This is a genomic window from Streptomyces sp. GL_141 (assembly GCF_057834385.1).
In genome coordinates this window covers 8,540,362-8,566,396 of the sequence record NZ_CM174402.1, presented here as the reverse complement: position 1 = coordinate 8,566,396, position 26,035 = coordinate 8,540,362, and the positions used below count along the sequence as shown (strand labels likewise).

Genomic DNA, 26,035 nt, shown 5'->3' with positions numbered 1-26,035 from the left:
CCTAGGCGGACGGCTCGGGCCGCTCCGCGAGCGACACCCCCCGCGGGTGGCGTCGCGGCGCGGAAGCCGACGGCCGGCCCCGCCGCACGGATCAGTTCGTGCGGCGTGCCGCCCAGACGGTGCGTTCGGTCCGCACGGCGAGGTCCTCGCGGCGCAGGATGCTCCCGGGTCCGTCGGTGTCGAGCAGCCGGTCGAGTGCGGCGAGGTCCTCGGTCGGGAGGACCTCGGCGATGCTGCTGCGGAGGCGCAGCAGGCTGCCGCGGGCGTACGCGCCGACCGCCTCGCTGCGGGCGCCTTCGATGTTCACGCTGAGCACGCGGTCGCCGTCGAGGGTGAATCCCGCCGCGGTGAGCTTGGGTCCCCAGTCGGCGCCCCGGTGGGGCACGTGCTCGGCGTGGTAGCTCTCGCTCGCGGTGTGGCAGCGCTCTTCCAGTCCGGGCCGGCCCTCGGGGGCGCCCTCGGGCAGGAACCGGGGGAAGCCCGCCAGCTCGACGACGGCGAACAGTCCGCCGGGGGCGAGCAGTTCGCGGACCGTGCGCAGGGCCTGGTCCGGGTCGGCCATGTGGTGCATCGAGGCCGAGGCCCACACCAGGTCGGGCACGCCGAGGTCGGGCCACTCGGTTGCGTCGAGGTCGGCCTGCACGGTGCGGACGCGGTCCTCGACGCCCCGGGCGCAGGCCTTCTCCCGCAGGCGCTGCAGGTGCGCGGCCGAGGAGTCGACGGCCGTGACGTGCGCGTCGGGGAAGCGGTCGAGCAGGGCGAAGGTGCCGGCTCCCGTGCCGCAGCCCAGGTCCACGATGTGGCGAGGGGGCTCGCTCAGGGGCAGCCAGTTGGTGATGTCGGTGATGTGTTCGGCGAGGACTTCCGCGTCCAGGTCGAGGATCTCCGCCTGGCCCTCCAGGTCCTGGCGGGCATGGCCGTGATCATGGCCGTGGTGGGCGTCGCCGTGGCGGCCCTGGCCGTGGTGGGCGTCGCCGTTGTGTGCTCCGCCGCTGTGGGCGTCAACGTGGTGGCCCTGGCCGTGGTGGCCGGCGCCCTGGTGGGCGTCAGCGTGGTGGGCGTCGTCGTGCTGAGCGTGGCCGTGCTGGGGGGTGTGCGGTGCGTGGGTCATGGCTCCACGGTAGGGCCTCATGCGCTTGCCGCATTGAATCTTGCCGGTTAGGCAAGAAGATGACCCGGTGGCCCCCAGGACGCGCAAGACGCCCGCGCCCGACACCCCGTACGGGCCGGGAAGGGTCACCGCGCGCCCTCAGCGAGCCGACCCCTGAGCAGTGCCTTCGCTTCCTCCGTCGCCGACCCCGCCACCGGCCCCGTCGCCGCCCGCGTCACCGACGCCGCTGTCCCGCTGGTGGCCGCGGCGGGCATCCCGGTCGAAGATCCCCAGGATCTCGCACGGTCCCCCCTCGGCGCCGATCGCGTGCGGCATCATCGTGGGGAACTCCGCCGACTGGTTCGCCTCGATGCGGAAGCGGCGGTGCCCCAGCAGGAGGATCGCGGTGCCGGACAGGACCACGAGCCATTCACGCCCGGGGTGCGCACGCATGCGGGAGGGGTTGTCGGGCGGCGGCTCGGTCATGCGCTGGCGAATGACGGTCATGCCCGGCTCACCCTTGATCGGCCAGCGCATCTGCCCGCGGGCGGCGTCGATCATCGGGCTGGTGACCACATCGTCGGTCGCGGTCTCCACGAGCTGGTCCAAGGTGGTGTCCAGCGCGCGGGCGAGCGTGACGAGACTGTCCAGGGCCAGGCGGCGCTGACCGTTCTCGATGCGGCTGAGCGTGGACTGGCTGAGCCGGGCCCGCACGGCCAGTTCCTCCAGAGACCAGCCCTGCGCCACCCGCAGCGCGCGGATGCGTTTGCGTACGAGGCTGTCCAGGTCGCCGTCTTCTTGCGTCATAGGCAACATTGTATGCCCGTGCTGCAAGTCGCGGTTAGCGTCGTGTGCAGACGGCCCCGGACCACCGGGCCGGTACGAAGGAACACCCAGGAAGGAATCCGACGACATGTCCGCGATGACTACCGCATACGCGACCGACGCGCTGCCGGACGGGACCGTCGACGCCGTGGTGATCGGCGGCGGCGCCGCCGGTCTGAACGGTGCGCTGATGCTCGCCCGCTCCCGCCGCTCGGTCGTCGTGATCGACAGCGGCACCCCCCGCAACGCACCCGCCGAGGGCGTGCACGGCCTGTTCGCCCTGGACGGCACCCCGCCGGCGGAACTGTACGGGCGGGGCCGCGAGGAAGTACGCCGCTACGGCGGCCTCGTCGTCTCAGGCGAGGTCTCCGCCGCCGCGCACGCCGCTCCGTCCGCCGACGGCGACCTGCGCTTCGCCGTCACCCTGACCGACGGCCGCGTCCTGACCGCGCGCCGCCTGCTGGTGGCCACCGGTCTGCGCGATGTGCTGCCCGAACTGCCCGGCCTGGCCGAGCACTGGGGGCACAGCGTGGTGCACTGCCCGTACTGTCACGGCTGGGAGGTGCGCGACGAGCCGATCGGCGTCCTCGCCACCGGCCCCGCATCGATCCACCACGCCCTGCTGTTCCGTCAGCTCACCGACGACCTCGTCTACTTCGCGCACGGCACCGAGCTCGACGACGAGACCCGTGCGCGCTTCGCCGCACGCGGCATCCGGGTCGTCGACACCCCGGTCGCAGAGGTCGTAGGAGACCGCGACGGCGGGATCGGCGGTGTCCGCCTGACGGACGGCCGGGTCCTCGCCCGACGCGTCCTCGCGGTGGCGACCACGCTCGTGGCCCGGACCGAGGGCCTGGCGGGCCTGGGTCTGCCGATGGAGGACCTGCCCGGCGGCGGCCGCCGCTTCGTCTCCGGCGCGGCCGGTGCCACCGACGTGCCGGGGGTGTGGGTGGCGGGCAACGTCACCGACCCGATCGCCCAGGTCGGGGCCTCGGCCGCGGCCGGGGCGCTGGCGGGCGCCCACATCAACGCCCTCCTCGCCGTCGCCGACACCGACGCGGCGGTCGCGGCGGTCGCGGCGGTCGCGGCGGTCGCCGCCCTCGCCTGACGCGCAGCGGGCACGCGAACGCCCGCGCTTCCCCTGTCCCTCTCCCCCCTCGCTCCCCTCCCTCACCGGCAGCGCCGGACCTGGTCCGGCGCTGCCTTCCGCATGCCCTTTTCCGAGAGGAAGCCATGAGTACGAACCAGCCCGCAGGGGCCGCAGTCCCAGACGCACCCGGCGCCGTCCACGGCGAGGACGGCCCGGACCCGCGACGGCTGCGCACCATTCTGATCACCGTGTGCATCGCGTTGATGGCCGTCATCGCCTCGGTGTCCGGACTGAACGTCGCTCAGCCCGACCTCGCCGTCGAGTTCGGCGCTTCGCAGAGCACCGTCCTGTGGATCATCAACCTCTACACCCTCACCCTGGCCGCGCTCCTGCTCCCGCTCGGAGCACTCGGCGACCGGCTGGGCCGCAAGCCCACACTGATCGCCGGCCTGACCGTCTTCGGCGTCGCGAGCGCCCTCGCGGGCCTCGCCCCGTCGGCGGAGGTCATGCTCGCGGCCCGGCTGCTCAGCGGTGTGGGCGCCGCGATGATCATGCCCATCACCCTCGCCGTGATCACTTCCACCTTCCCCGAGGACCAGCGCGGCCGGGCCATCGGCGTGTGGACCGGCGTCGCCGGCGGCGGTGGCATCCTCGGCATGTTCCTCTCCGCGGCGCTCGTCGACGTGGCGAACTGGCGCTACCTCTTCGTGTTGCCCGTCGCGCTGGTCGTCGTGGCCCTCGCCATGTCGCTGCGCGCGATCCCCGACTCCCGCGAGACGCCGGGGCACCCCTTCGACACCGTCGGGGCGCTGACCTCGGTCGTCGCCTCTGTCGGCCTCATCTTCGCCCTCCAGGAAGGGCCGGAGCGCGGCTGGTCCGATCCCGCCACCCTGACCGGCCTCGCCGCGGGGCTCCTCGCCGCCGTCGTCTTCGTGGGCTGGGAGCTGCGGCTGCGGGACGCCGCGCTGCTCGACGTACGGCTGTTCCGCGAGCGGGGCCTGGCCGGCGGCTCCCTCACCTTGCTCACGGTCTTCGGCGTGCAGGCGGGGATCTTCGTGGTGCTGTTCCCCTTCCTCCAGGCCGTTCTGGGCTGGTCGGGCATCAGGTCCACGCTCGCCCTCATGCCCATGGCCGTGGCCATGATGGCGGCCTCCGGTCTGGCTCCCCGGCTGGCCCCGCGCTTCGGTGCGCGCGCGACCATGGCGACCGGCATCCTGCTGGCGGGCGCCGGTCTGGCCCTGATGGCGGGCATCGTCTCCGTCGACGCCGGCTACCCGTCCGTCCTCCCGGGCATGCTCGCCATGGGCATCGGCATGGGTCTGGCGATGACGCCCTCCACCGAGGCCATCACCGGCTCCCTGCCGCGGGAGCGCCAGGGCGTGGCCTCCGCGCTCAACGACGTCACCCGCGAGTTCGGCACCGCGCTGGGGGTGGCCCTGCTCGGAGCGCTGCTGTCGGCCGGCTACCGGGACGCCATCGACGAGCGGCTCCAGGGCATTCCCCGGGACGCCGCCGACGCCGCGAGGGAGGGCGTCGCCAACGCCGTCGGAGCCGCGGGCGGTGCGGGCCCCCGGGCGCAGGCCCTCGTCGACGCCGCCCGGCAGTCCTTCGTCGAGGGCTGGCAGCAGGCCATGTGGGCGGGGGTGGCCGTCATGGGCGTCCTGTTCCTCTACGTCCTCGCCCGCGGCCCGAAGAACCCGGCGGCGGAGCCCGCCCGGGATCGGGTGGCGGACCCCGAGGTCCTCTCGACGAGGTGACGGGAAGACATATGCCTGTATGTCATCATCCCTTTCATGAGTGAAGTCGAGATCCTCCCGCTGCGACTGACCCACCTCGATGCCGTTCTCGCTCTCGGCTACCGGTCCTTCGACGTAAAGGCGATGCCCTACACCTCCTGGTCCCTGTCGTCGGTGGCCGCGCACTGGGACGCCCAGCCGGACGCCTGCTGGATCGCCCGCGACGAGGAGGGGCTGCTCGGATTCGTTCTCGGATCGCTGTCCTACGACGAGCGGGAGGACTGGGGCTACCTGGAGTGGATCGCGCTGGAGGAGCGCGCCCGGGGTCGGGGTGTCGCGAGCTCCCTGGTCGAGCACTGCTGCGCCGCGCTCTTCGCGGCGGGGGCGTCCCGGATCATCACCGACGTGGAGAGCGGCAACGCGGCCTCCGCCGCGATGATGCGGCGCAACGGGTTCGCCGAGCAGGTCACGGTCACCCTCTTCGTCCGCCCGAACCCGCGGGAACACACCGCCACGGCCTCGCACTCCGCCCAGGATCCGGCCCGCTCCCGGCTGCGCCGCGCCGCCCGGGCGAGCGGTGGCGCCCCGGTCACGTAGGCGTGCGGCCCGGTCGCGTAGGCGTCCGGTCCGGTCACGCAGGCGTCCGGTCCGCTCACGCAGGCCTCCGGTCCGCTCACGCAGGCCTCCGCTCCGGTCGCAGCACCCGGTCCGGCGGACCCGCCGGGCGGCAGGCAGCGCCCGGCGCGTGCGCGCGCCCCGACGTGCGCCTGCGCGCCTCCGCGCGCCCCCGCAGCGGGGATGACCCCGGACCGGAGCCGCCCCGACCATGAACTGCCGCCACCAACAGGGGCAACTCGGCCATCACGGGGGAACCATGGGACGACGCTGGCTGGTCACGGGATGCTCCTCGGGGCTCGGGTACGCACTGGCCACCGCCGCGGCCCGGGCCGGGGACGAACTGGCCGTCACCGCCCGCAAGACCGCCGACCTGGAGGATCTGGCCGCCGCCTGGCCCGGCCGCATCGTCCCGGTCCCGCTCGAACTGCGGGACGCCGCTTCCTGCGAGGAGGCCGTCCGCACCGCGGTGGAACGCCTGGGCGGCATCGACATCCTCGTCAACAACGCCGCCGTGGGCCTGTTCGGCGCGGTCGAGGAGGTCTCGGACGCCGAACTCCGCGACCAGTTGGAGACGCTGGTCGTCGGCCCCTGGCGGCTCGCGCGGCTCGTGCTGCCGCTGATGCGGGCCCAGGGGCACGGCCACATCCTCAACGTCTCGTCCGTGGTCGGCCGGCTGGCCTTCCCCGGGCTGGCGGCCTATACCGCCGGGAAGCACGCCCTGGAGGGCATGAGCCGGACCCTCGCGATGGAGGCGGCTCCCCACAACATCCGAGTCACCGTCGTCGAACCGGGCATGTTCGCGACGCGCTACGGCACCTCCATGGCCGAAGCCGCCCACCGGGTCCCCGCCTACGACGCCACCAACCGCGAGATGCTCGAAGGGGCCCGGGGCCTCGCGGACAGTCCCGAGACCGGACGCCCCGAGTACTTCGCCGCGCAGGTCCTGGACATCGTCGCCGCCGAGGGCCCCACGCCCCTGCGGATCCCGATCGGCGACGATGCCTACGGTTACATCGACGCGTCGGAGGAGGCGGACCGCGCCGATCACGCGGCGGCCCGCCTCCTCGTACAGGGCCCGCCCCAGGACTGACCGACGGGCCGCGGGCCATCGGGGCAGCCGGTGGTCGGGTCGGGTCAGGTCAGGTCAGGTCGGGTCGGGTCGGGTCGGGTCGGCGAATCCTCAGCACCCGCCTCCGGAGGGTCGGATGCAGGCCAGAATCGTCCGAAATTCGATCATCTTAGTGGAAACCGAGCTGAGAGCGGATTCGTTCGAACAGGTGCCAGAACCCTCAAGGGGCCCTGACCGAGCGGAAATTCGGGGCCCCGCCCAAGGAGTCATACCGTGCGCTTCCTCTTCACCGGCCCCGCTTCGGTGGGCCATCTGTTCCCGATGGTGCCGACCGCCCAGGCCCTCCAGGCCGCCGGGCACCAGGTGTTGTTCGCGGTCTCGGCACCGTACGACCAGATGCGGCAGGCCGGTCTGCCCACCGTCGAGATCGGTGACGGCTCGACGCTGATGGACACCTTCAAGCGCGCCCAGAACGGCTCGGACCTCCAGTTCGTCACGGACGGCAACAGCCCCGAGGACACCGAGCGGCTCGCCGCGGCCGGCTTCGCCGAGCACGGCCGGGTCACCATCGACGACCTCCTCGCCCTCGCCACCGCCTGGCGGCCGGACGTCATCGTCCACGCCGCCTTCCAGGCCGCCGCGCCCCTGGTCTCCGCGGCCCTCGGCATACCGGCCGTGGTCCACAACTTCGGCGTGATGTCCGGCTTAGGCATGGTCGGCCGGCTCGGCGGCCTGCTGGCGGACGAGTACGCGGCCCGCGGGATCGAAGGCCCGGCCACCCACACCGTCCTCGACGTCGTGCCCTCCTCCCTGGGCGGGGACGGCACCGGCTGGCGCGTCCGCTACGTGCCGCACAACGGCGGCGGCTCGGTTCCGGGCGATCTCGTGGCCCGTGGCTCCCGGCCCCGGATCGCCGTGACCCTCGGGACCGTGGTGACCGCGTTCGCCGGGGTCGACCCGGTCGCCCGGGTCATCTCCGAGGCCGCTTCCGTCGACGCCGATTTCCTGCTCGCGGTCGGTGACATCGACCTGAGCCCGCTCGGCACGCTTCCCGGCAACGTCCGGGCGCTGCCCTGGGTGCCGCTGGCCCAGCTCCTGGACACCGCGGACGCGATCGTGCACCACGGCGGCGCCGGGACCATGCTCACCGCCGCCGCTCTGGGCGTCCCGCAGCTGATCCTCCCGCAGGGCGCGGACCACTTCATCAACGCCGAGGCCGCCACCGGCCTGGGCTTCGCCCTGCGCACGACCGGCGCCGAGGTGGACGCCGCCCTGCTCGGCCGGCTGCTCACCGACGAGGCCCTCCGCAAGGGGGCCGCCGCCACGCGGTCCGAGATCGTCGCGCTGCCTTCGCCCACCGACCTCGTCGCCTCCTTCGAGGCCATCGGATAGCAAGATCGGCTGGGCGGGACGGCCGCCTGGGCGTGCGGCCGGTTCACTCGCCGGTGAGCACCCGCAGCTTCGGTGTAGCCACGGCCATCGCGAGGCCGGCTGCCAGCGCGAGGCCGCCGAGGGCGATGTAGAGGGCGGCGCCGGTCAGGTGGGTGGCGACCTGGCTGCCGATGGCGTCGCCCGCCGCGGCGGCCAGGAAGAAGAGGCCCACGAGCTGGGACCCGGTGCCGGCCGGGGCCAGCTTGTGGCTGATCGACAGTCCGGTGGGGCAGAGGAACAGCTCGCCCGTGCTCAGCAGGACGTAGAGGCCGACCAGCCAGAGCAGGGAGATGTGGGCGTTGCCGGCGGCCTGGCCGGCGGCAACGGCGAGCAGGAGGAAGGACAGTCCGCCGAGGACGAGTCCCGTGGAGAACTTCGCCGGGGAGGAGATGCGCACCTTGCGCCACACGTACGCGAGGACCCCGGCGAAGGCGATGGTCATGACGGGGTTCAGGGCCGCCTGCCAGGTGACGGGGATGCCCTCCATGTCCACGTGGTCCGCGGCGAACAGCTGCACGTGGACGCGGCCAGGTCGAAGATGCAGAAGAAGGCGACGGCCGCCGCGAACAGCCGCGCGTAGGCGCGGATGCCCGCCCGTCCCCGCGCGTCGAGGTCCGGGCGGCGCAGCAGGGTGACGAGGTAGCCGACCGGTACGACGACGGCCAGGACCGCGAACGCGGTGAGTGCGTGGGGCAGGGTCAGTGTGCCGGTCGCCCGGGCGGCGGCGACCGCCGCGAGGAGGCCGGCCACGCAGCACAGCGCCCGGGCGGCCACCGTGCGCGCCTCGGCGCGGGTGAGCGGGCGGCCGGGTGCGTCGGCGGCCTCGCGGAGGCTGCCCGAGGCCTGGAAGACGCACAGGCTGACGGCCATGGCCACGGCCGCCGTGGCGAAGGCGACGTTCCAGCCGAAGTGCAGTCCGAGCCAGCCCACGAGGAGGGTCGAGGCCAGGCCGCCGACGTTCACGCTGGCGTAGAACTTGCTGTAGGCCGCGTCCCGCTCCTGGTCGGTGCCCTGCGCGTACAGCTTTCCGACCAGGGCGGTCATGTTGGGCTTCTGCAGGCCGGTGCCGACCGCGATGAGGACGAGGCCGGTGTAGACGCCGGCCGCTCCGGCCTCGAAGGCGAGCGCGATGTGTCCGGCCAGGATGGCCACCCCGCCGGTGAGGGCGGTCTTACGGGCGCCGAGCAGCCGGTCGGCGATCCAGCCGCCCGGCAGGGCGGTGAAGTAGCAGGCGGACAGGTAGGCGCCGACGAGGGCGACCGCCGTGGTCTTCGACATGCCGAGGCCGTGGGCGGTGTCGATCAGGAAGAGCGCCAGTACCGCTCGCATTCCGTAGAAGGACCGCTAAGGAGAACCGCTCCGCTGCTTCGCTCAGGCACAGCGGCAGCAGACCCGTACGGGTGCGGTTCTCTGCGATCACCTCCGTCCTCTGTTCCGTGGACGTCGACATCGTGGTGTTCCAGCCTCTCGGGGTGGGTGCTCCGGCTGTTACGACTCCTTCCAGCCAACACCCCGGAGGGCGGCCCGCACACCGGCCGAAAGGCCGGAGCGGTCCACGCGAGACCCGGGTCCAAAGTCCCGGCCCGGCACCCGGCACCCGGCGGGCGGCCGCCGGGTGCCGGGCCGGGGAGGGCCCGCGTCAGGCCTTCATCTCGTACGCCCCCGCCAGGGCCTCCACCCGCGCCCACACGCGCGCCGAGCGGTCCGCGTCCACGGCCGGGCGGCGGACCGCGTCCAGGGCCCAGGCCTGCTGGTCCGCGGTGGCGGAGTCCTTGCCGTGCAGTTCGACGGCGTGCGCGGAGAAGTCCCGTACGAGGACTCCGAACAGCTCGTCGAGCACGTCCTCGTCCAGACCGGTCAGCCGGGCCTGCTCCAGGACGAGCTGCCCGTGCACGACCAGGGCGAAGAGCTGGCCGACCGCCAGGAGGAGGTCGAGGTCGCGGCTCTGCCGCTCGTCGGGGGCGGCGGTCTCGACGAACGTGCAGAGGGCATCGGCCTGGGCGCGGAACCGGGCGACGTTGGGCACGGCGGCGTACGCCTCGTAGGCCGGGCGCCAGTCGTGGAACCGTACGGATCCCAGACCCCGGGCCGGGCCCTGCCGGAAGAGGAACCCGTCGTCGGCCGCGTCGAGGCGGGTCGGGACGGGGGCGTAGTCGGCCGGTTCCAGCAGGTGGTTGCGCATGAACTTGAGGATGAGCGCCAGGTTGACGTGGACCGTGCCCTCCAGCTTGGGCAGGCCGCGGATCTCGACGGCCGCCTGGGCGAAGTAGGTGTCCTTCTCGAAGCCCTTGGCCGCGATGACGTCCCACATCAGGTCGATGACCTTCTCGCCCTCCGTGGTCACCTTCATCTTGGTCATCGGGTTGAAGAGGAGGTAGCGGCGGTCGTCGGGGCCCGCGGAGCGGAAGTAGTCGACGGCCCGGTCGCTGAACAGCTTCATCCCGACGAGGCGGACGTACGCGTCGGTCAGCTCGCGGCGCACGTGCGGGAAGGCGGTGACGGGGCGGCCGTAGAGGATGCGGCCCTGGGCGTGGGTGACGGCCTCGTACATCGCGTGCTCGCAGATGCCGATCGAGGCGGTGCAGAGGTTGAACTTGCCGACGTTGACGGTGTTCAGGGCGGCGTCGAAGGCGGCGCGGCCGGTGTGCAGGACGTCCTCGGCGCCGACCGGGTAGTCCGTGAGGCGGAACTCGCTGACGTACTTGGAGGAGTCGACCACGTTCTTCACCACGTCGTACGCGGGGTGGCGGCTGTCCGCGGCGAAGAAGACGTAGCCGTCGGGGCCCTCGACGTCGGTGCGGCGGCCGAAGACGGAGACGAGGCCGGCGGCGTTGCCGTTGCCGATGTAGTACTTCGAGCCGGTGGCCCGGAAGCCGCCGTCGGCAGCGGGCTCCAGCAGCATGTCGGTGTTGTAGATGTCCGCGCCGTGGGTCTTCTCGGACAGGCCGAACGCGAACACCTCGCCCGCGTCGAGGAGCTGCGCGGCGCGGTCGCGGGCGGCGGCGTTGTCGCTCTGCCAGACGGGGCCGAGTCCGAGGATGGTGACCTGCCACGCGTACCAGTAGTCGAGGCCGTAGAAGCCGAGGATCTCGTTGAGGGCGGCGATGCGCGCGGTGTCCCAGCGCTTGTCGGGCCCGTCCTGGCCGGCGGCCGGCTCGGGGGTGAGGAAGGTCGCGAAGAGGCCCTCCTTCGCGGAGAACGCGAGGAAGTCCCCCAGCCAGGCGCGGGTGCGGTAGTCCTCGATCAGCCGGCGCTTGCCGCGCTCCTCGAACCAGTCGACGGTCGCGCGCAGCAGGCGGCGGGTCTCGGGGTCGAAGTGCGCGGGGTCGTAGGTGCGCGGGTTGAACAGCAGCTGGTCGCTCATGGGCGTTCGCCTTCCGGTCGGAGGATTCGGAGGATGAGGGGTGACGAAGGAGGGGGAGGAGGAGGGAGGGCTCGGCGGCGCCGGGTCAGGAAGGGGCCAGGCCGTGGAGGGTGGCCAGGACGTCCTCCAGCCAGGCGAGCTGCATGCGCTCGTAGGCGATGCCGCCGCGGAGCACGACGTGCTGGAGTTCGCGCCCGGCGTCGGAGGGGTCCGGAGCCGGCGCCTGCGGTCCGGTGAAATCGCGGAGCTCGCCCGCCAGGTAGTGCGTGAGCCGGTCGGCGTGCGTCCGGTGGTGCCGCTCGACCTCGCGGATCAGGGCGGCCGGATCGTCGAAGGCCGCGCCGCGGATCTTCACGGCGAGCTCGTGGCGGACGGTGTCGGCCTGGATCGGCTCGTGGAGCCAGGCCGAGAGGGCGGCGCGGCCGGCGGCCGTGACGGAGTACTCCTTCTTGTCCGGCCGGGTCCGCTGCGGCACTTCGCGGACGTCGAGCCGTCCGTCGCCCTCCATCCGGCTGAGCACGCGGTAGATCTGCTGGTGGGTCGCGGTCCAGAAGTAGCCGATGGACCGGTCGAACCGGCGGGCCAGCTCATATCCGGACCCCGGCTGCTCCAGCAGGGAGACGAGGATCGCGTGCTCAAGTGCCATGCCCTGATCTTTCTATGCAACTCGTTGCATAGACAAGCGCCGCCGCGAGGGTGAGACACGGCTCACCCGCGCGCTCGGTTAGGGTCGGCGGGACAGCGCATCGCATCCCGTCGCGTCGCGAACCGACGCACCATCATGAGGAGCAACCGTGAGCCAGCCGGCGTCCACCGCCCTGCAGCAGGAGATCGCCCGGGAGCTCCTGGTGGCCGAGAGCTTCGACGCCCAGCGGGAGATCGAGCGCCGGGTGGCGTTCCTCGCCGAGCGGCTCACGTCCACCGGCCTGCGCTCCCTGGTGCTCGGGATCAGCGGCGGGGTGGACTCCACCACGGCCGGCCGGCTCTGCCAGCTCGCCGTGGAGCGGGTCCGGGCGGCCGGGCACGAGGCGACCTTCTACGCCATGCGCCTGCCCTACGGGGTCCAGGCAGACGAGCGGGACGCGCAGCTCGCCCTCGGTTTCATCAACGCCGACCGGGTGCTGACCGTGGACGTGAAGCCCGCGAGCGACGCGGCGCTGGCCGCCTCGCTGGCCGGCGGGACCGTCTTCCGGGACGCCCACCACCAGGACTTCGTGCAGGGCAACATCAAGGCCCGCCAGCGCATGATCGCCCAGTACGCGGTGGCCGGCGCGCACGACGGCCTGGTCGTCGGCACCGACCACGCCGCCGAGGCGGTCTCCGGCTTCTTCACGAAGTTCGGGGACGGGGCGGCCGACGTGGTGCCGCTGACCGGGCTGACCAAGCGCCGGGTGCGGGCCTGCGCCGATGCCCTGGGCGCGCCGGCGGAGCTGGTCTGGAAGACGCCGACGGCGGACCTGGAGACCCTCGACCCGGGCAAGGCAGACGAGGACGCACTGGGTGTCACGTACGACGAGATCGACGACTTCCTGGAGGGCAAGCCGGTCGGGGAGCGCGCCTTCGACACGATCGTCCGCCGCTACCGCCTGACCGAGCACAAGCGGCAGCTGCCGATCGCGCCGTAACGGCCGTCCGCGTCGGGGGCGGCGGGCGTGAAGTCCGCCTCCTCCGGGTACTGGTCGGTCACGGCGAGCACCACCTTGCCCGGCAGCGTCCAGGCGCTGCCGTTCACACCCGAGGAGTCCCCGTGGCCGTCCTCAGCACGATCCTCGTCATCCTCGGCGCCTGGTGCGCCGCGAGCGTGGCCACGGCCGCCCTGTACACGGCCCTGCGCCGCCGCCACGTCCGCCGGCAGCGGGCGGCGGCCGCGCCGGGCGCCGTGCGTGCGGTACGGGGCTCCGGGCCGGGCGCACGGGCGGGTCGGCCGGGCCGTCCCGGCAGCGTCCACCGGCACCGCCGCCACTACCGACTCCACCGGCGCCGCCGGGCCCCTCACCCGTCCGGCCGTTCCGGCTGGGGCCGCCGGGTCCCACCGCCGGATCTCCAGGCGGGCTGAACATCACGATCCGTGTTTGGCTGACTGCATGACGTCCGCCAGCGGAACCCCATCCGGCCCGATGCCCGACGCCGCACCCCGGCCCGCGGGCGGCGTACCGTCGGCTCCGCCCGCCCCCCGGCGCTGGTGGGCGCTCGCCGTCATCGGGCTGGCTCAGCTGATGGTCGTCCTCGACGCGACGATCGTGAACATCGCCCTCCCCTCCGCCCAGCGCGATCTGGGGATGTCGGACGGCAACCGGCAGTGGGTGATCACCGCCTACTCGCTGGCCTTCGGCGGGCTGCTCCTGCTGGGCGGGCGCATCGCGGACCTCATCGGGCGCAGGCGGGCGTTCGTCATCGGCCTGAGCGGTTTCGCCGTCGCCTCCGCCCTGGGCGGCGCGGCGGGCGGACCGGGCACGCTCTTCGCGGCCCGGGCGCTGCAGGGCGTCTTCGCGGCGCTCCTCGCGCCGTGCGCGCTGTCGCTGCTGGCCACCACCTTCGACACTCCGAGGGAACGCGCCAAGGCCTTCGGCGTGTTCGCCGCGATCGCGAGCGGCGGCGGAGCCGTGGGCCTGATCGCGGGAGGCCTGCTCACCGAGTACCTGAACTGGCGCTGGTGCCTGTACGTCAACGTGGTCATCGCCGCGATCGCGGTCATCGGCGCCTTCGCCGTGCTGCGCGGCACGGGCCGTACGGGAGCCAGGCTCGACGTCCCTGGAGCGGTCCTCGGCTGCGGCGGGCTCGTGGCCATCGTCTACGGGCTGAGCGAGGCCGAAGCGCGCGGCTGGTCCGACGGCCTGGTCCTCGGCCTCCTCGTCAGCGGGAGCATCCTGCTCGCCGCCTTCGGCTGGTGGCAGACGCGGGCGAGCGACCCCATGCTCCCCCCGCACATCATCAGGGACCGGACGCGGGCCGGCTGCCTCGTCACGATGGCGCTGGCCACCATCGGCCTGTTCGCGCTGTTCCTGTTCATGACCTACTACTTCCAGCTCGTCCTCGGCTACTCCCCCGTCAGGACCGGGCTGGCCTTCCTCCCGATGACCCTGGCGATCATCACCGGTGCGACCCAGGTCTCCGCGCGCTTCCTCGACCGGCTCGCCCCGCGCCTGCTGATCGTTCCCGGGCTGCTCCTGGCCACCCTGGCGCTGGTCCTGCTGACGCGGCTGACGGTCGACTCCTCGTACGCGACGCACGTGCTCCCCGCCATGCTGGTCCTCGGCTTCGGCATGGGCCTGGTCTTCATGCCCGTGATGTCGACGGCCACCCAGGGCGTGGCGCGCAAGGACTCCGGAATCACCTCCGCCACCGTCAACACGGCCCAGCAGGTGGGCGGGGCGATCGGGACGGCGCTGCTCAACACCATCGCGAGCACGGCCGCGACGGCGTACGTCGCCGCGCACCTCGCGGGACCGGCGCAGGCCGCCGACGGCGCCACCGCGTCCCCGGCGCAGCGGTTGATCGAGGCCCAGGGGGTGGTGCACGGCTTCGGGGTCGCGCTCTGGTGGGCGGCCGGCATCATGCTCCTGGGCGCCGCCACGGCCGCCGTCATGGTCACCGCACCGGCGCCCGCGCCCCGTCGCGAGATGCGGGGCGCGGCGGTCGCGGCCCCGACGCCCTGACGGGGCGCGGTTGACCTTCGGGGCCTGTGAGGTCGGCGGACCCGGTAGGACCTACGGGGCTTGCGGGCCCGGCCGCGCGGCCGGCGGGAGCAGGGTCGTGGCGATGCCCGCGAGCACCGCCGCGAGGCCCGCTTCGAAGCCGGCGTCCTGATCGCGGAACATCTCCGGGCCCGCCTCGGCCGTCAGCGGGTAGCCGGCGAGCCGTTCGGCGCGGGCCTCCAGGTCGTAGCCCTCGCCGTCCGATCCGGGCAGCGGGCCCATCGACTGCTCCTCGATCACGTACCCGATGGTGTAGCTGTACGCGGTGAACCAGGCCCGGGCCGCCCCCGCGGCCGTGAAGCCGCCCGCGACGAGCGTCCGCAGGTGGGCCTCCATCGGAGCGGCGTAGCTCATGTCGGTGAAATGCGTACCGCTGTAGACCTTGGCTCCGTCCCGGTAGCGCAGCAGGTGCCCCCTCAACCCCCGCATCGCGGCCTCCAGCGCCTGGGACCAGTCGCCGGGCGGACGGGCCGCGTCCAGGTCCGCCGTCATCCTGCGGAACATCTCGGTGGCCATCTCGTCGAGCAGCGCCTGCTTGTCCTTGAAGTGCCAGTACAGGGCGGGCGCCTTGACGTCCAGCTCCTTGGCGATGGCCCGCAGGGTGAGCCCGTCCAGGCCCACGTCTCCGAGCAGCCGCAGGGCGGTGGCCGCCACCGTCGCCCGGTCGAGCCGGGCCCGTTCGGGTTTCGCTTCTCGTTCTTCTCTCACCACCTTGACAACTTAACAGCGTTAAGCACATTCTCGTACCCATGACCGCACTTAACAGCGTTAAGGAAAACGGGGCTCCCGACGTGCTCGTCGTCGGCGCCGGCCCCACCGGACTGGCCCTGGCCCTGGACCTCGCCCGCCGCGGCGTCCACGCCCTGGTCGTCGAGCGGGCCGAGAACCTCTTCCCCGGCTCGCGGGGCAAAGGGCTCCAGCCCAGGACCCTGGAGGTCTTCGACGACCTCGGCGTGGGGGACGCGGTGCGCGAGGCGAGCGCCCACGCGCCCATCGGGCAGATCTGGCAGGACGGCCGGCCCGTGGGCGAGCACGACATGCTCGGCGACAGCGGTGTCGGCGGCCCCACGGACACCGAGCCGCATCCGCGCGCCCGGCTCCTGCCCCAGTGGCGCACCCAGGAGATCCTGTTCGAGCGCCTCACCGGGCTGGGCGGCCGCGTCCGCTTCGGCACCGCGCTGACCGGCTTCGACCAGGACGCCGACGGGGTGAGCGCGCACCTCTCGGACGGCAGCACGCTGCGCGCCGCCTACCTGGTCGCCGCCGACGGCGGACGCTCCACCGTCCGCAAGGCGCTGGACATCGGCATGACCGGCGAGACCGTGGATCCCGCCCCGATGGTCGTGGCCGACGTCCGGCTGCGCCCCGGAGCCCTGGACCGCGACCACTGGCACCTGTTCCCGGGCCCGGACGGCGGCTTCGCCGCGCTGTGCCCGCTGCCCGGCACCGACGAGCACCAGTTCGTGGCGCGGACGGACGATCTCGACGTCCCGGCCGCGGTCGCCGCCCTCACCCACCTGAGCACGCAGGACGTCACCGAGGTCCGGTGGGCCTCCGACTTCAGGCCGCGCGCCGCCATGGCCGACCGGTTCCGCGCCGGCCGCGTGCTGCTCGCGGGCGACGCGGCGCACGTGCACTCCCCCGCCGGCGGCCAAGGCCTCAACACCAGCGTGCAGGACGCCTACAACCTCGGCTGGAAGCTCGGACAGGTGCTGCGCCACGGCGCGGATCCCGCGCTCCTGGACACCTACGAGGAGGAACGCCAACCCGTCGCCGCGCACGTACTGGGCCTGTCCACCCGGATCCACCGCGGCCAGGAAGAGCGCGGCGGCGCCACCCGCCAGCTCGGCCTGGGCTACCGGGGCGGCCCCCTCTCCCAGGGAGCCGCGGGCGCCCTGGAGGCCGGGGACCGCGCCCCCGACGGGCCCTTGCCGGACGGCCGCAGGCTCTTCGACCTGTTCCGCGGACCGCACTTCACCCTGCTCGCCGTCGGCACCGACGCCGAACTGCCGCCCCTGAGTCAGGAGTTCCTGCACGTCCACCGGATCGCCCCGTACGAGCCGTACGGCAAGGGCCTCTTCCTGATCCGCCCCGACGGCTACGTCGGCTGGGCGGCCGACGACGCGACCGGCCTACCCGCCTACCTCACCCACCTGACCCACCCCGCCCCACCCACACCGGGGAGCTGATCGCTTTTACGCGGCCGGGGGATTGCGCGAACACCGAGATCCCGTCCGGCCTTTCGGCTGAACGGGAGCTCGGGATGTGCGGCGCGAGCTGCTCGGGGACCGGCGGGGTCAGCGCAGGGTGGGGATCACGTCGTTCGTTTCGTCGGCTGTCGGCGGGGCCGTGGTGCGGCGGGCGAGGGGCTCCGGGGGTGTCTCGTCCGCGCAGACCGTGCCCCGGGCGGGCAGGGCCAGGGTGGCCAGGTAGTCGTTGACGAGGGCGCTGACGCACGCGCTCCGGTTGTAGGCCGTGTGGCCCTCGCCGGAGAAGGTCAGGAGCCGCCCCGCGTCCAGCGTCCCGGCCAGCGCCACCGCGTCCTGGTACGGGGTGTCCGGGTCCCCGGTGGTGCCGAGGACCAGGATCGGGGCCGAACCGGCCGCCCGGTAGGAGCCCTCGTAGCGGCTGGGGCGTTCCGCCTGCCACTGCGCGCAGGTGGGCGCGTGGTTGTGGTCGTAGGTGGGCGGTCCCAGGCCGATGGGCGGACCGAGCAGGGGCGCCGAGGCGGCTTCCGCGCCGACCAGGGCCCCCAGGAGAAGGCGGCCGGCCGGGTAGACACGGTCGGCGCACTCGACGGCCAGGTTGACGTTGAGGAAGTCGAAGGACCCCGGTGAGGGGGGTGAGAGGAGGAAGGAGGTCTTGTGCGCTTGGGCCAAGGCCAGGGCCTCTCCCAGGTAGGGCCAGATCTCCTTGCCCGAGTTGATGTTGAACATCAGCCGGTAGGCCAGGGTGTAGCCGGTGGCCGGGCGTCCGCTCGCGGTGATGACGGGATCGGCGTCGAGGTCCCGCTTGAGCTGTTCGAAGGCCTGGTGGGGCCGGCCCGCGCCGAATCCGCAGGCGGTGGCGTTCTGTGCGCACCAGTCGAGGAACCGGCCGACCGCCGCGTCCAGGGCGGTGAACTGCGCGGCGTCGTAGGCATAGGGCACGTCGGCGTAGCGGCGCGGATCGTAGGCCCCGTCCAGGACCATGGCGCGCACCCGCCGCGGGAACTGCGCGGCGTACACGGTGCCGACGTAGCTGCCGAAGGAACGGCCGTAGAAGGTGAGCGTCTCCTCGCCGAGGGCCTGGCGCAGCAGGTCGAGGTCCTTGGCGTTGGACGCGGTGCCGATGAACGGCACGAGGCCGCCGGCGCGTTCCCGGCAGGCGGCGGCGAACTCCTGGCCCTGCCGGACGGCGGTCCGCAGGGCGCCCGGTCCCGGGACGCCGCGCGCGGCGTCGACGGCGGCCGAGTACTCCGTGTCGTTCCAGCACTCCACCTGGCCGCTGCGGGCCACGCCCCGCATGTCGTACCCGACGACGTCGAAGCCGTCGCGGAGGGCGGCGGGGAGTGCGGCGTAGCTGTTGCGGGCGAAGTTCACGCCCGAGTTGCCGGGGCCGCCGGGGTGCAGGACGAGGACGCCGGTGCGGTGGGCCGGGTCGGCCGCGAGCCGCCGGGTGACGGCCAGCGCGATCGTGGTTCCGGTGGGCCTGCGGTAGTCGAGCGGTACCTGTGCGGTCGCGCACTCGAAGCCGTCGCCCTGTCCGTCGGAGCAGGGTCCCCAGGACAGGACGGGCACGGGCGGGGCGGGCAGGGCGGTGGCCGTGGCGGCCCCGGGCCGGGCTCCGAGCAGCGCGGTGACGGCGATCAGGACGAGGGTTATCCCCCAGACCACTCGCTTGCGCGCATCGTCGGCCAAACGGGTCTGCATGCGGTGAACTCCCTTGATGGCGGGTCGACTGCAGGGGCGCGCAGGGGCTCCGGGGGGAAGGGTGTGGCGCCCGCGCTCGGCTGAGCGGCAGGTTCAGGTTCCCATCCGTGGGGCGGGCGGGATAGACGGCGGGCCCGACGGGATGCGGAACGTACGGCCCCGGCCTGCGGGTTCGGCCTGCCGGTTCGGCCCGCACACCGGCCGGGCCGTCCCGCTGGGCCGAGCGGATGACCGCGGGCCCGGCCGCCGGTTCGGCTTCACCGGGTTCGCGAGGCCGGCGCGGGAGCGTGGGCCGGGATGGCGGGGCGGGATGGCGGGGCGGGCGGCCGTGTCAGGCCGTGCCGGTTCCCGTGTTCCACACCGGGCGGAGCCGTTCGGCGGCGGCGCTCGCCTGGTCGAGGCCCGCCCGGTACGCCGGCTCCCAGTGCGCCAGGTCCTGGAGGTCCGGTCCGAACGCCCGCACGGCGTCCGGATCCGGCGCGAGGGTCACGACGCTCCGCGCCCCGGCGTGCTCGGGCTGCTCCTCGAGCGGCGCGCGGGGGAACAGGTGCGCCAGGGGCTCCACGAGGACCAGCGTGCGTGCCCCGGCCGCGAGGTCGGCGTTGGTCCCGGCGCGCAGGGCGCCGTCCATGTACCGCCGCCCTCCGATGGCGACGGGCGGCTCGGCTCCGGGGAAGGCGCTGCTCGCGGCCACGGCCCGCACCAGCGGGACGCCGCTCGTACGGTCCCACACCACGGGCTCTCCGGTGGCCGCGTCCACCGCGGTGATCAGCAGCCGGCGGTCCGGCCAGCCGCCGTGGCCGATCAGTGCGGCCCGGCCCGCGAGCAGCGCCCGCTCGGCGTCGGGGCCGGATGCCGATGCGGCGTGGTCCAGGGCGATCCGGCCGACCCGGCGCCGGGCCTCTCCCGGGTCCAGCCCGGCTTCCCCGAGCACGGCGAACACGGAGCCCAGCCGGGCCGCGTCCGCCTCGGCTCCGGGGGCGGCCGGACCGGTCCGGGCTCCGGGGGCGGCGAGCCGTCCGGGGTCCTGGCCGGTGGCCAGCAGGGCGCCGACGATCGCACCGGCCGACGTGCCGACGACGAGGTCGGCGCCGCCGAGATCGACCCCGGTGCGGCGCAGTCCACCGGCCAGGCCCGCCATCCAGGCCGTGCCGACCGGGCCGCCCGGTCCCAGTACGAGTGCCCGCTCCGTGGTGGCTCCGGTGTCAAGGTTCACGGGGTCCGCCCCTCGTCTCATGCCGTTCACGCCGTGCGTGCCGTCAGGTGACGGCCGACGGGGCCGACGGTAGGACCTCGACCTCACTTGAGGTCAACCGGTCACGCGGTCAACCGGTCACGCGGTCAGCCGGTCCGGCCGTCCCCCGCGAGGAGCAGCCGCGCGGCCACCGTCGCCCCGTCGGCGCGGACCGCGGCGGCCACGTCGGCCACCCGGGCGCGGGTCTCGGGGGTCAGCGCCGTGCGCAGTGCGGCGGACAGGGACTCGACTGCCGGGACCGGGCCCTCGTGGGCGGCGCCGATGCCGAGGCAGGCGACCCGGCCGGCCCAGTAGGGCTGGTCCGCGCCCTGGGCCACCACCACCTGGGGCGCGCCGGCCAGGGTGGCGGTCGTCGTGGTGCCGGCGCTGCCGTGGTGCACGACGGCGGCCACCCGGCGGAACAACGCCTGATGGTTGACCTCGCCGACGAGGACGCAGTCGTCGCGGCCGTCGACAAGGGCCAGTTCGGCCCAGCCCCGGGAGACGACCGCACGGCGGCCCTGCGAGCGGATCGCCGCGACGGCCGCGCGGGCGACCTCGCCGGGGGCGCCCAGGGGGGTGCTGCCGAAGCCCACGTAGACCGGCGGCGGGCCGCCGTCGAGGAACTCCACCAGTTCGGCGGGGAGCGGGCGTTCGTCCGGCGCGCACCACGCTCCGGTCTGCACCACGCCGAGATCCGTCGGCTGCCACGGGGAGAGGAGCGGGTCCGTGGCCAGCCACGGGTGGGCGGTGAAGGCGTAGTCCCGGACGGAGTGCACGGGCGGCAGGCCGGCGCCTGCCCGCAGGGTGTTGAGGGTCTCGCCGAACATGGTGTGCGCGAGGGCGGCGTCCTGGTCCCACAGCGCCTGGTTGTCGGTGGCGTCCGGCGGCAGGGGGCTCCCCCGCCGCGCGGGCGGGCGGCGGTGCGGCGACGGCAGGCTGACCGGCTGGTGGCTCGCGTGCACGAAGCGGAGGCCCAGCTTCTCGGCCACGGACCGCGCGGCGGCGGTGACCGGCAGGGGGCCGGTGGCCACCAGGGCGTCCGCGCCTTCGGCCGCCGCGGCGACCATGTCGAACTGCGCGGTCATCAGGTCCGCCGCCCGCTGCGCGAGGCCCTCCGCGGATCCGGGTGTCACCGAGGTCACCAGCGGGCGCACCGGGCTGCCGGCGGGCACCGGCTCGATGCCGAGACCTGCCAGACGTACGGCGAACTCCTCGTCGGGCGGTGCGCACATCCGCACCTCCGCGCCGAGCTCCCGCAGCCGTACCGCCAGCCCCGCCATCGGTTCCACGGCTCCGCGCGACCCGTACGTCGACAACACCACACGCATTGCGGCACCTCACATTTCGGTAGGGGCGGGCGCCGTGCATTCCGGCTTCGGTCCGCGATTCTTCGCCATGTACCGGGCCTTGCCGCAAGCCCCCCTGTGCGCTGTATGTTGATCATGGTCGGGGCGCACTGCGCGACGGATCCGAGCCGGCCGTCGCCGTCTCGGGCACCCCTCCGCCCGCGGGCCTCGGAGCCGGCGCCCGCCGTGTGGATCCGCTCACACGGGAGGCGCCCCCCTCGCGCGGCCGCCCCGGACGATTCACCTCCGGCCGCCGACTCCTCGTCAGGTGCGGGGACCGGGCCTCCCGCGGCGCCCACCTGGGCCGCGACCGCCCGCACGGCCGCCTGCACCAGGAGCGCGACAGCGCCGCGAACCGCCCGGACCGGCGGGGCACGGGGCGGGATTCTCCTCGCGACCTATCGGGACAAAGCGCATCCATTCCGGTGATCGACGCGAGATGCTCCATATCACCTGATAGTCGACCCGACGGTGTGTCAGGCGCACGCCCCCGAGGCATAATCGGGCCCGGTCGTCTCCGGAAAGCGGTGGGGCCAACGGGGCACGGACCCGCCCCGCAGCCCGGTTCCGCACCCGATCGACCGACCCCCGAGGCGTTGCAGATGTCCCTGGCCAGCCGCACCCGCATCGCGGGCCTGCTCGCCGCGTTCACCGTCGGCGCCGCCGGCGTGACGACCTGGGCCTACGGGTACGAGAGCACGCCGGAGTCCGCGGCCCCCGGGGCGGGGCTGCGCCCGAGCGTGACCGGGGGCACGGTCCTCCAGGTCGTCGCACACCCCGACGACGACCTCTACTTCATGAACCCCGATCTGAGCCGCTCCATATCGACGGGCATCAAGGTCACCACCCTCTACCTCACCTCCGGCGAGGGCGACGGCCACAACGAGGCCCGCAGCCCGCACCTGCAGGACCCCGCGGGTCCCGCCGACCACGCCGCCTACGCGGAGGCCCGGCAGAACGGCATCCGGGCCGCCTACGCGCAGATGGCCACCGGCGACCGCACCAGCGCCTGGCAGCGCCGCTCCATACCCACCCTCGGCGGCGGGAGCGCCGAGGTGGACGTCCTCGTGGCGCGGCCCGAGGTCAACCTGGTGTGGATGCAGCTGCGGGAGGCCCGCACCCTGTCGGGCGACAATCCGGACAGCCTGCGCGGACTGTGGGACGGCCGGGTCCCCGCCCTGGGGGCCCAGCTGAGCTCGGGGACTCCGGTCAAGCCCGGGTTCTCGTACGACAAGGACCAGGTCGTGGAGGCCATCGCGGGGGTCTTCGCCCTGTACCGGCCGACCACCATACGGACCCAGGACCCGACCCCCGGCCGGACGCGCAACGGCGCCTTCTTCCTCGACCACCAGGACCACATATACGGCGCCCGCTTCGTGCAGGCCGCCGCCGAGCGCTACGCGAAGTCCACGGACCGGCCGCACTTCTCGGTGCAGAACTACGTGAGCTATCCCAACAGCTCGCTGCCCCCGGCGCTGGACCCGCAGGCCGCCGAGGAGAAGCTCGGCTACCTCAAGACCTACGCCTGGTCCGACCACGAGAACTGGTGCGGCAGCCCCGCCGGCTGCGGCGACCGCAAGACGGCCGCCCGGCCCGCCGGCTCCGGCTGGAGCCGGACCATCCGCTACGGCCGGGGCGACGTCACCTCCTGGATGACCGAGGGCGTGTCCGGCCGGCTGTGGGCCTTCACCGTGCTGGACGGCCGGATGGCCTACTGGACCCGCAGCGGACCCAAGGCCCCTTGGCAGGGGCCCCGGTTCCTCGACGGCACCGGGATGGACGCGGGTGCGACGGCGGTCCGGCTCCCCGACGGCAGGGTCGCGGTCTTCGCCGCCCGGACCACACTGGGCAGCACCCCCCAGGAGTACGGACGCGAGCTCGTGTACTCCGTCCAGGCCGCGCCCGACGGCGCCTTCGGCCCGTGGCTGTCGCTGGGCACCCCGGACACGGACGACGCGTCCCTCACCTCGGCGATCAGCGCACCGGCCGTGGCCCTGGACCGTACCGGCCGGATGACCGTCTACGTACGCGATTCCCGGCGCACCCTGCGCGCCAGCACGCAGTCGGCACCCGACGGCGTCTTCGGCGCGTGGGATTCCCTGGGCGGCTCGGGCCTGCAGGGCGACCCCGTCACCGCGACGGACGCGGCCGGCCGGCGCCACGTGTACGCGGCCACGGCCCAGAGCGTGCTGGCCTGGGTCCAGCCGACTCCGGACGCCGAGTTCGGCGGCCCCGTCACCACCGAGCTGCCGGCGACCACCGGGCCGCTCTCGGCGAGCGCGAAGGGCGACGGCGTCGCCCTGTACTTCCGCCTCCCCGGCACCGGCACCGTCGCCTCGAGCCTGGTCACCGCGGGCGGGACCGTACCGGAGTTCTCCGCGGTCACCGAGGCGGGCGGCGAGGGGGGCTACGGCGCCGTCGGCGTCGCGGGCGGCCTGCTCGCGGGCCGGGCGGGCGCGGGTACCGTCGGCGCATCGGACACGGACGGCGGACCGACCTGGTACGAGTCCCAGATGCACTACACGGGCGCCCCGGCGGCCCTGACCGCGCAGGACGGCACGGCCGTCGGCGCCGTTCTCGGTCTGGACGGCGCTCTGCACGTCACGACCGCTCCCCCGGCCGGCTCCGCACCGCTCGGCAGCCGTCCGCCCTCCTCCCCCTGGTACCGGGCCGTTCCGTCACCGGCGGGCGCAGCGGGCACAGCGGGCCAGCGCGCGAGCTCCGGGTGGCAGCACTGAGCGGTGCGGGCGACGATGGCGGCGGATCGCGCCGGGTCCCGGCCGAACCGCGCGGGAGGCCGGACGGAACACCGAAGGGGACGGATGACCGATCTCGCCGACTCCCCGGTGCACCGGGCCGGGCGGGCACGCCGGGCCCGGGAGCTCCTGCGCACCGAGGGTCCGGCCGCCGCCCGGATCGTGGTCACCGTGGCCGCGGCCTGGCAGGCCGCGCTGTGGCTGGGCGCCGACCAGCCGCCGGTGTTCGCGGCGATGGTCCCCCTGGTGGCCCTGCGCGGTGATCCGATGACGGCCCTGGGCACCTCGCTGCAGCGGATCCTGGGGGTCGTCGCGGGCGTGCTGATCGCCATCGGCGTCCTGAACCTGTGGCGGCCCTCCACCCTCACCCTGGCGCTGGTGGTGGCCCTGGGCCTGGGCGTCGGCATGGTCCTGCGGGCCGGCGGCACGAACAACATCCAGGTCGCGCTGTCCTCGCTGCTGGTCTTCGCCAACACCTCCCCCGATTCCTACGCCCTGGACCGCGTGTGGGAGACCGTGGCGGGCGCGGCGGTCACCATCCTCCTCGCTCCGCTGCTGTGGCCGCCCGACCCCCAGCGCGTCCTGGCAGCCGTCGCCGGCGACTGCGCCGCGCGCCTGAGCCGTTCGCTCACCGGCACCGCGGCCGTGCTGGGCGGCGGTCCGGCCGCCGCCCGCGACAACCTCACCCGGGTGCACGCCCATGTCGAAGCGGTGCACGCGGGGGCCGCCCGCGCCCGTGACGCCGAACGCGCCCTGCGGTTCAACCCCTTGCGCCGCCGTCAGCGCGGCACCGTACGCCTGCGGGCCGAGCGCATCGCGACCGCCGACGGGCTCGCCGTGCACGTGGCGACCCTGGCCGGTGAGGTGGACGCGTTCACCTGCCGGGACGACCTCGCGGCGGAGCTCGCGCGGGCCCGGCTCCGGGTTCCCGAACTGGCCTCGCTCACCGCGCGGGCCGTCGAGGACGCCTTGTCGGGAGACGACCCCGCGGCCGCCGTGACCGCCGCCCGCGACGGGCTGGCCGCCTACGCCCGCGCGGATCCCCGGCCCGTCGCCGTTGCCCTGCGCCGTCCCTTGCACCGGGTCCTCGACGCACTGAGCCCCGCCCTTCATGAACCCAAAGGCAGGCTTATGGAGGAGTGGCCATAGCGAACTTCCCCTTATGCTTGGCGCATGAAGACGATCGGGTTGATCGGCGGTATGAGCTGGGAGTCGACGGCGGAGTACTACCGGATCCTCAACGAGCGGACCCGCGAGCGCCTCGGCGGACTCCACTCCGCGCGCTGCGTGCTCTACTCCGTGGACTTCGCGGAGATCGAGCGGTTGCAGGTCCAGGGCCGCTGGGAGGAAGCCGGCGAGGTACTGGCCGGCGCCGCCCGGTCGCTGGAAGCGGCGGGCGCGGAGCTCCTGCTGATCTGCACCAACACCATGCACAAGGTCGCGGACCAGGTCGAGGCCGCCGTCTCCGTCCCGCTCCTGCACCTCGCGGACACCACGGCCGCCGCCGTCCGCGGCGCCGGACTGCGCCGGGTGGGGCTCCTGGGCACCGCGTTCACGATGGAACAGGACTTCTACCGGGGCCGCCTGGCCGCGGGCGGGCTCGACGTGATCGTCCCCGGCCCCGAGGCACGTGCACGCGTACACCGGGTGATCTACGAGGAGCTCTGCCTCGGCGTCGTCCGCGAGGAATCGCGTGCCGCCTACCGCCGGGTCGTCGAGGACCTGGTCGCCGGGGGCGCCGAGGGAGTCGTCCTGGGGTGCACGGAGATCGAGCTCCTCATCGGCCCCGCGGACAGCCCCGTACCGCTCTTCCCCACCGCCCGCCTGCACGCCGAGGCGGCGGTGGACGCGGCCCTGGCCCCCTAGG

Annotated in this window: 23 protein-coding genes; 12 read left to right on the top strand and 11 right to left on the bottom strand. The window is 74.0% G+C overall.

The genetic code is table 11. The features are described from left to right. Positions 1-91: 91 nt before the first annotated feature. Both AC3IX6_RS38050 and AC3IX6_RS38045 read right to left on the bottom strand, forming a co-directional pair. Positions 92-1,111: a class I SAM-dependent methyltransferase gene (locus AC3IX6_RS38050; protein WP_489367879.1), complete on the bottom strand. Its 1,020-nt coding sequence runs from the start codon at positions 1,109-1,111 to the stop codon at positions 92-94. A 138-nt stretch (positions 1,112-1,249) separates the two neighbouring features. Continuing rightward, positions 1,250-1,906, bottom strand: a complete 657-nt coding sequence (locus tag AC3IX6_RS38045; protein ID WP_489367878.1) for a helix-turn-helix domain-containing protein — start codon at positions 1,904-1,906, stop codon at positions 1,250-1,252. 97 nt (positions 1,907-2,003) lie between these two features. Here AC3IX6_RS38045 and AC3IX6_RS38040 point away from each other — a divergent pair, with 97 nt between their 5' ends. The 5 genes from AC3IX6_RS38040 (at position 2,004) to AC3IX6_RS38020 (ending at position 7,820) form a co-directional block, all read left to right on the top strand. Then, entirely contained in the window at positions 2,004-3,023 is a 1,020-nt protein-coding gene (locus AC3IX6_RS38040; RefSeq protein WP_489367876.1) for an NAD(P)/FAD-dependent oxidoreductase, read from the top strand. A gap of 125 nt (positions 3,024-3,148) precedes the next feature. After that, positions 3,149-4,762: an MFS transporter gene (locus AC3IX6_RS38035; protein WP_489367875.1), complete on the top strand. Its 1,614-nt coding sequence runs from the start codon at positions 3,149-3,151 to the stop codon at positions 4,760-4,762. Between the two features lie 36 nt (positions 4,763-4,798). Beyond that, positions 4,799-5,338, top strand: coding sequence for a GNAT family N-acetyltransferase (locus AC3IX6_RS38030; protein WP_489367873.1), 540 nt, complete (start codon positions 4,799-4,801; stop codon positions 5,336-5,338). A 277-nt stretch (positions 5,339-5,615) separates the two neighbouring features. Beyond that, complete coding sequence (locus AC3IX6_RS38025) at positions 5,616-6,449, top strand: SDR family oxidoreductase (protein ID WP_489367872.1); 834 nt, start codon at positions 5,616-5,618, stop codon at positions 6,447-6,449. Positions 6,450-6,701: 252 nt separating this feature from the next. Continuing rightward, the gene (locus AC3IX6_RS38020) at positions 6,702-7,820 is read left to right on the top strand and encodes a glycosyltransferase (RefSeq protein WP_489367870.1); all 1,119 of its coding nucleotides are present in this window, start codon (positions 6,702-6,704) and stop codon (positions 7,818-7,820) included. Positions 7,821-7,863: 43 nt separating this feature from the next. On the opposite strand, the gene AC3IX6_RS38015 is transcribed toward AC3IX6_RS38020, so the two are convergent. The 4 genes from AC3IX6_RS38015 to AC3IX6_RS38000 all read right to left on the bottom strand — a co-directional run bounded on the left by AC3IX6_RS38015 (position 7,864) and on the right by AC3IX6_RS38000 (position 11,869). Further along, positions 7,864-8,346 (bottom strand): POT-type proton-dependent oligopeptide transporter, encoded by a 483-nt coding sequence (locus AC3IX6_RS38015; RefSeq protein WP_489367869.1) that lies wholly within the window; start codon positions 8,344-8,346, stop codon positions 7,864-7,866. Next, positions 8,310-9,188, bottom strand: coding sequence for an oligopeptide:H+ symporter (locus AC3IX6_RS38010; RefSeq protein ID WP_489367868.1), 879 nt, complete (start codon positions 9,186-9,188; stop codon positions 8,310-8,312). Before AC3IX6_RS38010 ends, AC3IX6_RS38015 begins: the two co-directional genes overlap by 37 nt. A gap of 310 nt (positions 9,189-9,498) precedes the next feature. Further along, a complete protein-coding gene (locus AC3IX6_RS38005) occupies positions 9,499-11,223 on the bottom strand; it encodes an acyl-CoA dehydrogenase family protein (RefSeq protein WP_489367867.1) in 1,725 nt (574 codons plus the stop codon). 85 nt (positions 11,224-11,308) lie between these two features. After that, positions 11,309-11,869, bottom strand: coding sequence for a PadR family transcriptional regulator (locus AC3IX6_RS38000; RefSeq protein ID WP_489367866.1), 561 nt, complete (start codon positions 11,867-11,869; stop codon positions 11,309-11,311). A gap of 148 nt (positions 11,870-12,017) precedes the next feature. Between AC3IX6_RS38000 and nadE the strand changes: the two genes are divergently transcribed. Further along, a complete protein-coding gene (gene nadE / locus AC3IX6_RS37995) occupies positions 12,018-12,848 on the top strand; it encodes an NAD(+) synthase (RefSeq protein WP_489367864.1) in 831 nt (276 codons plus the stop codon). Here nadE and AC3IX6_RS37990 read toward each other — a convergent pair. Continuing rightward, a complete protein-coding gene (locus tag AC3IX6_RS37990) occupies positions 12,803-12,955 on the bottom strand; it encodes a hypothetical protein (RefSeq protein WP_489367863.1) in 153 nt (50 codons plus the stop codon). The genes nadE and AC3IX6_RS37990 overlap by 46 nt on opposite strands. A 15-nt stretch (positions 12,956-12,970) precedes the next feature. On the opposite strand from AC3IX6_RS37990, the gene AC3IX6_RS37985 reads away from it, so the two are divergent. Beyond that, the gene (locus AC3IX6_RS37985) at positions 12,971-13,279 is read left to right on the top strand and encodes a hypothetical protein (protein WP_489367861.1); all 309 of its coding nucleotides are present in this window, start codon (positions 12,971-12,973) and stop codon (positions 13,277-13,279) included. A 28-nt stretch (positions 13,280-13,307) separates the two neighbouring features. Then, entirely contained in the window at positions 13,308-14,879 is a 1,572-nt protein-coding gene (locus AC3IX6_RS37980; RefSeq protein WP_489367860.1) for an MFS transporter, read from the top strand. 51 nt (positions 14,880-14,930) lie between these two features. Here the strand turns inward: AC3IX6_RS37980 and AC3IX6_RS37975 are convergent, their stop codons facing one another. Further along, positions 14,931-15,629: a TetR/AcrR family transcriptional regulator C-terminal domain-containing protein gene (locus tag AC3IX6_RS37975; RefSeq protein ID WP_489367859.1), complete on the bottom strand. Its 699-nt coding sequence runs from the start codon at positions 15,627-15,629 to the stop codon at positions 14,931-14,933. Between the two features lie 38 nt (positions 15,630-15,667). Here AC3IX6_RS37975 and AC3IX6_RS37970 point away from each other — a divergent pair, with 38 nt between their 5' ends. Then, the gene (locus tag AC3IX6_RS37970; RefSeq protein WP_489367858.1) at positions 15,668-17,107 is read left to right on the top strand and encodes an FAD-dependent monooxygenase; all 1,440 of its coding nucleotides are present in this window, start codon (positions 15,668-15,670) and stop codon (positions 17,105-17,107) included. A 108-nt stretch (positions 17,108-17,215) separates the two neighbouring features. Here AC3IX6_RS37970 and AC3IX6_RS37965 read toward each other — a convergent pair whose 3' ends face one another. From AC3IX6_RS37965 to AC3IX6_RS37955, 3 genes are all read right to left on the bottom strand, one after another. Beyond that, positions 17,216-18,829 (bottom strand): alpha/beta hydrolase, encoded by a 1,614-nt coding sequence (locus tag AC3IX6_RS37965; protein WP_489367857.1) that lies wholly within the window; start codon positions 18,827-18,829, stop codon positions 17,216-17,218. 331 nt (positions 18,830-19,160) lie between these two features. After that, positions 19,161-20,045 carry a patatin-like phospholipase family protein gene (locus AC3IX6_RS37960; protein WP_489367856.1) on the bottom strand — a complete coding sequence of 295 codons (885 nt, stop codon included), beginning with the start codon at positions 20,043-20,045 and terminating at the stop codon, positions 19,161-19,163. Positions 20,046-20,170: 125 nt separating this feature from the next. After that, positions 20,171-21,394, bottom strand: coding sequence for a glycosyltransferase (locus tag AC3IX6_RS37955; RefSeq protein ID WP_489367855.1), 1,224 nt, complete (start codon positions 21,392-21,394; stop codon positions 20,171-20,173). A gap of 620 nt (positions 21,395-22,014) precedes the next feature. Between AC3IX6_RS37955 and AC3IX6_RS37950 the strand changes: the two genes are divergently transcribed. From AC3IX6_RS37950 to AC3IX6_RS37940, 3 genes are all read left to right on the top strand, one after another. Further along, entirely contained in the window at positions 22,015-24,150 is a 2,136-nt protein-coding gene (locus tag AC3IX6_RS37950) for a PIG-L family deacetylase (protein WP_489367854.1), read from the top strand. An 84-nt stretch (positions 24,151-24,234) separates the two neighbouring features. Continuing rightward, positions 24,235-25,317 (top strand): FUSC family protein, encoded by a 1,083-nt coding sequence (locus AC3IX6_RS37945; protein ID WP_489367853.1) that lies wholly within the window; start codon positions 24,235-24,237, stop codon positions 25,315-25,317. A 24-nt stretch (positions 25,318-25,341) separates the two neighbouring features. Continuing rightward, complete coding sequence (locus tag AC3IX6_RS37940; protein WP_489367852.1) at positions 25,342-26,034, top strand: aspartate/glutamate racemase family protein; 693 nt, start codon at positions 25,342-25,344, stop codon at positions 26,032-26,034. Position 26,035: the final 1 nt, after the last annotated feature.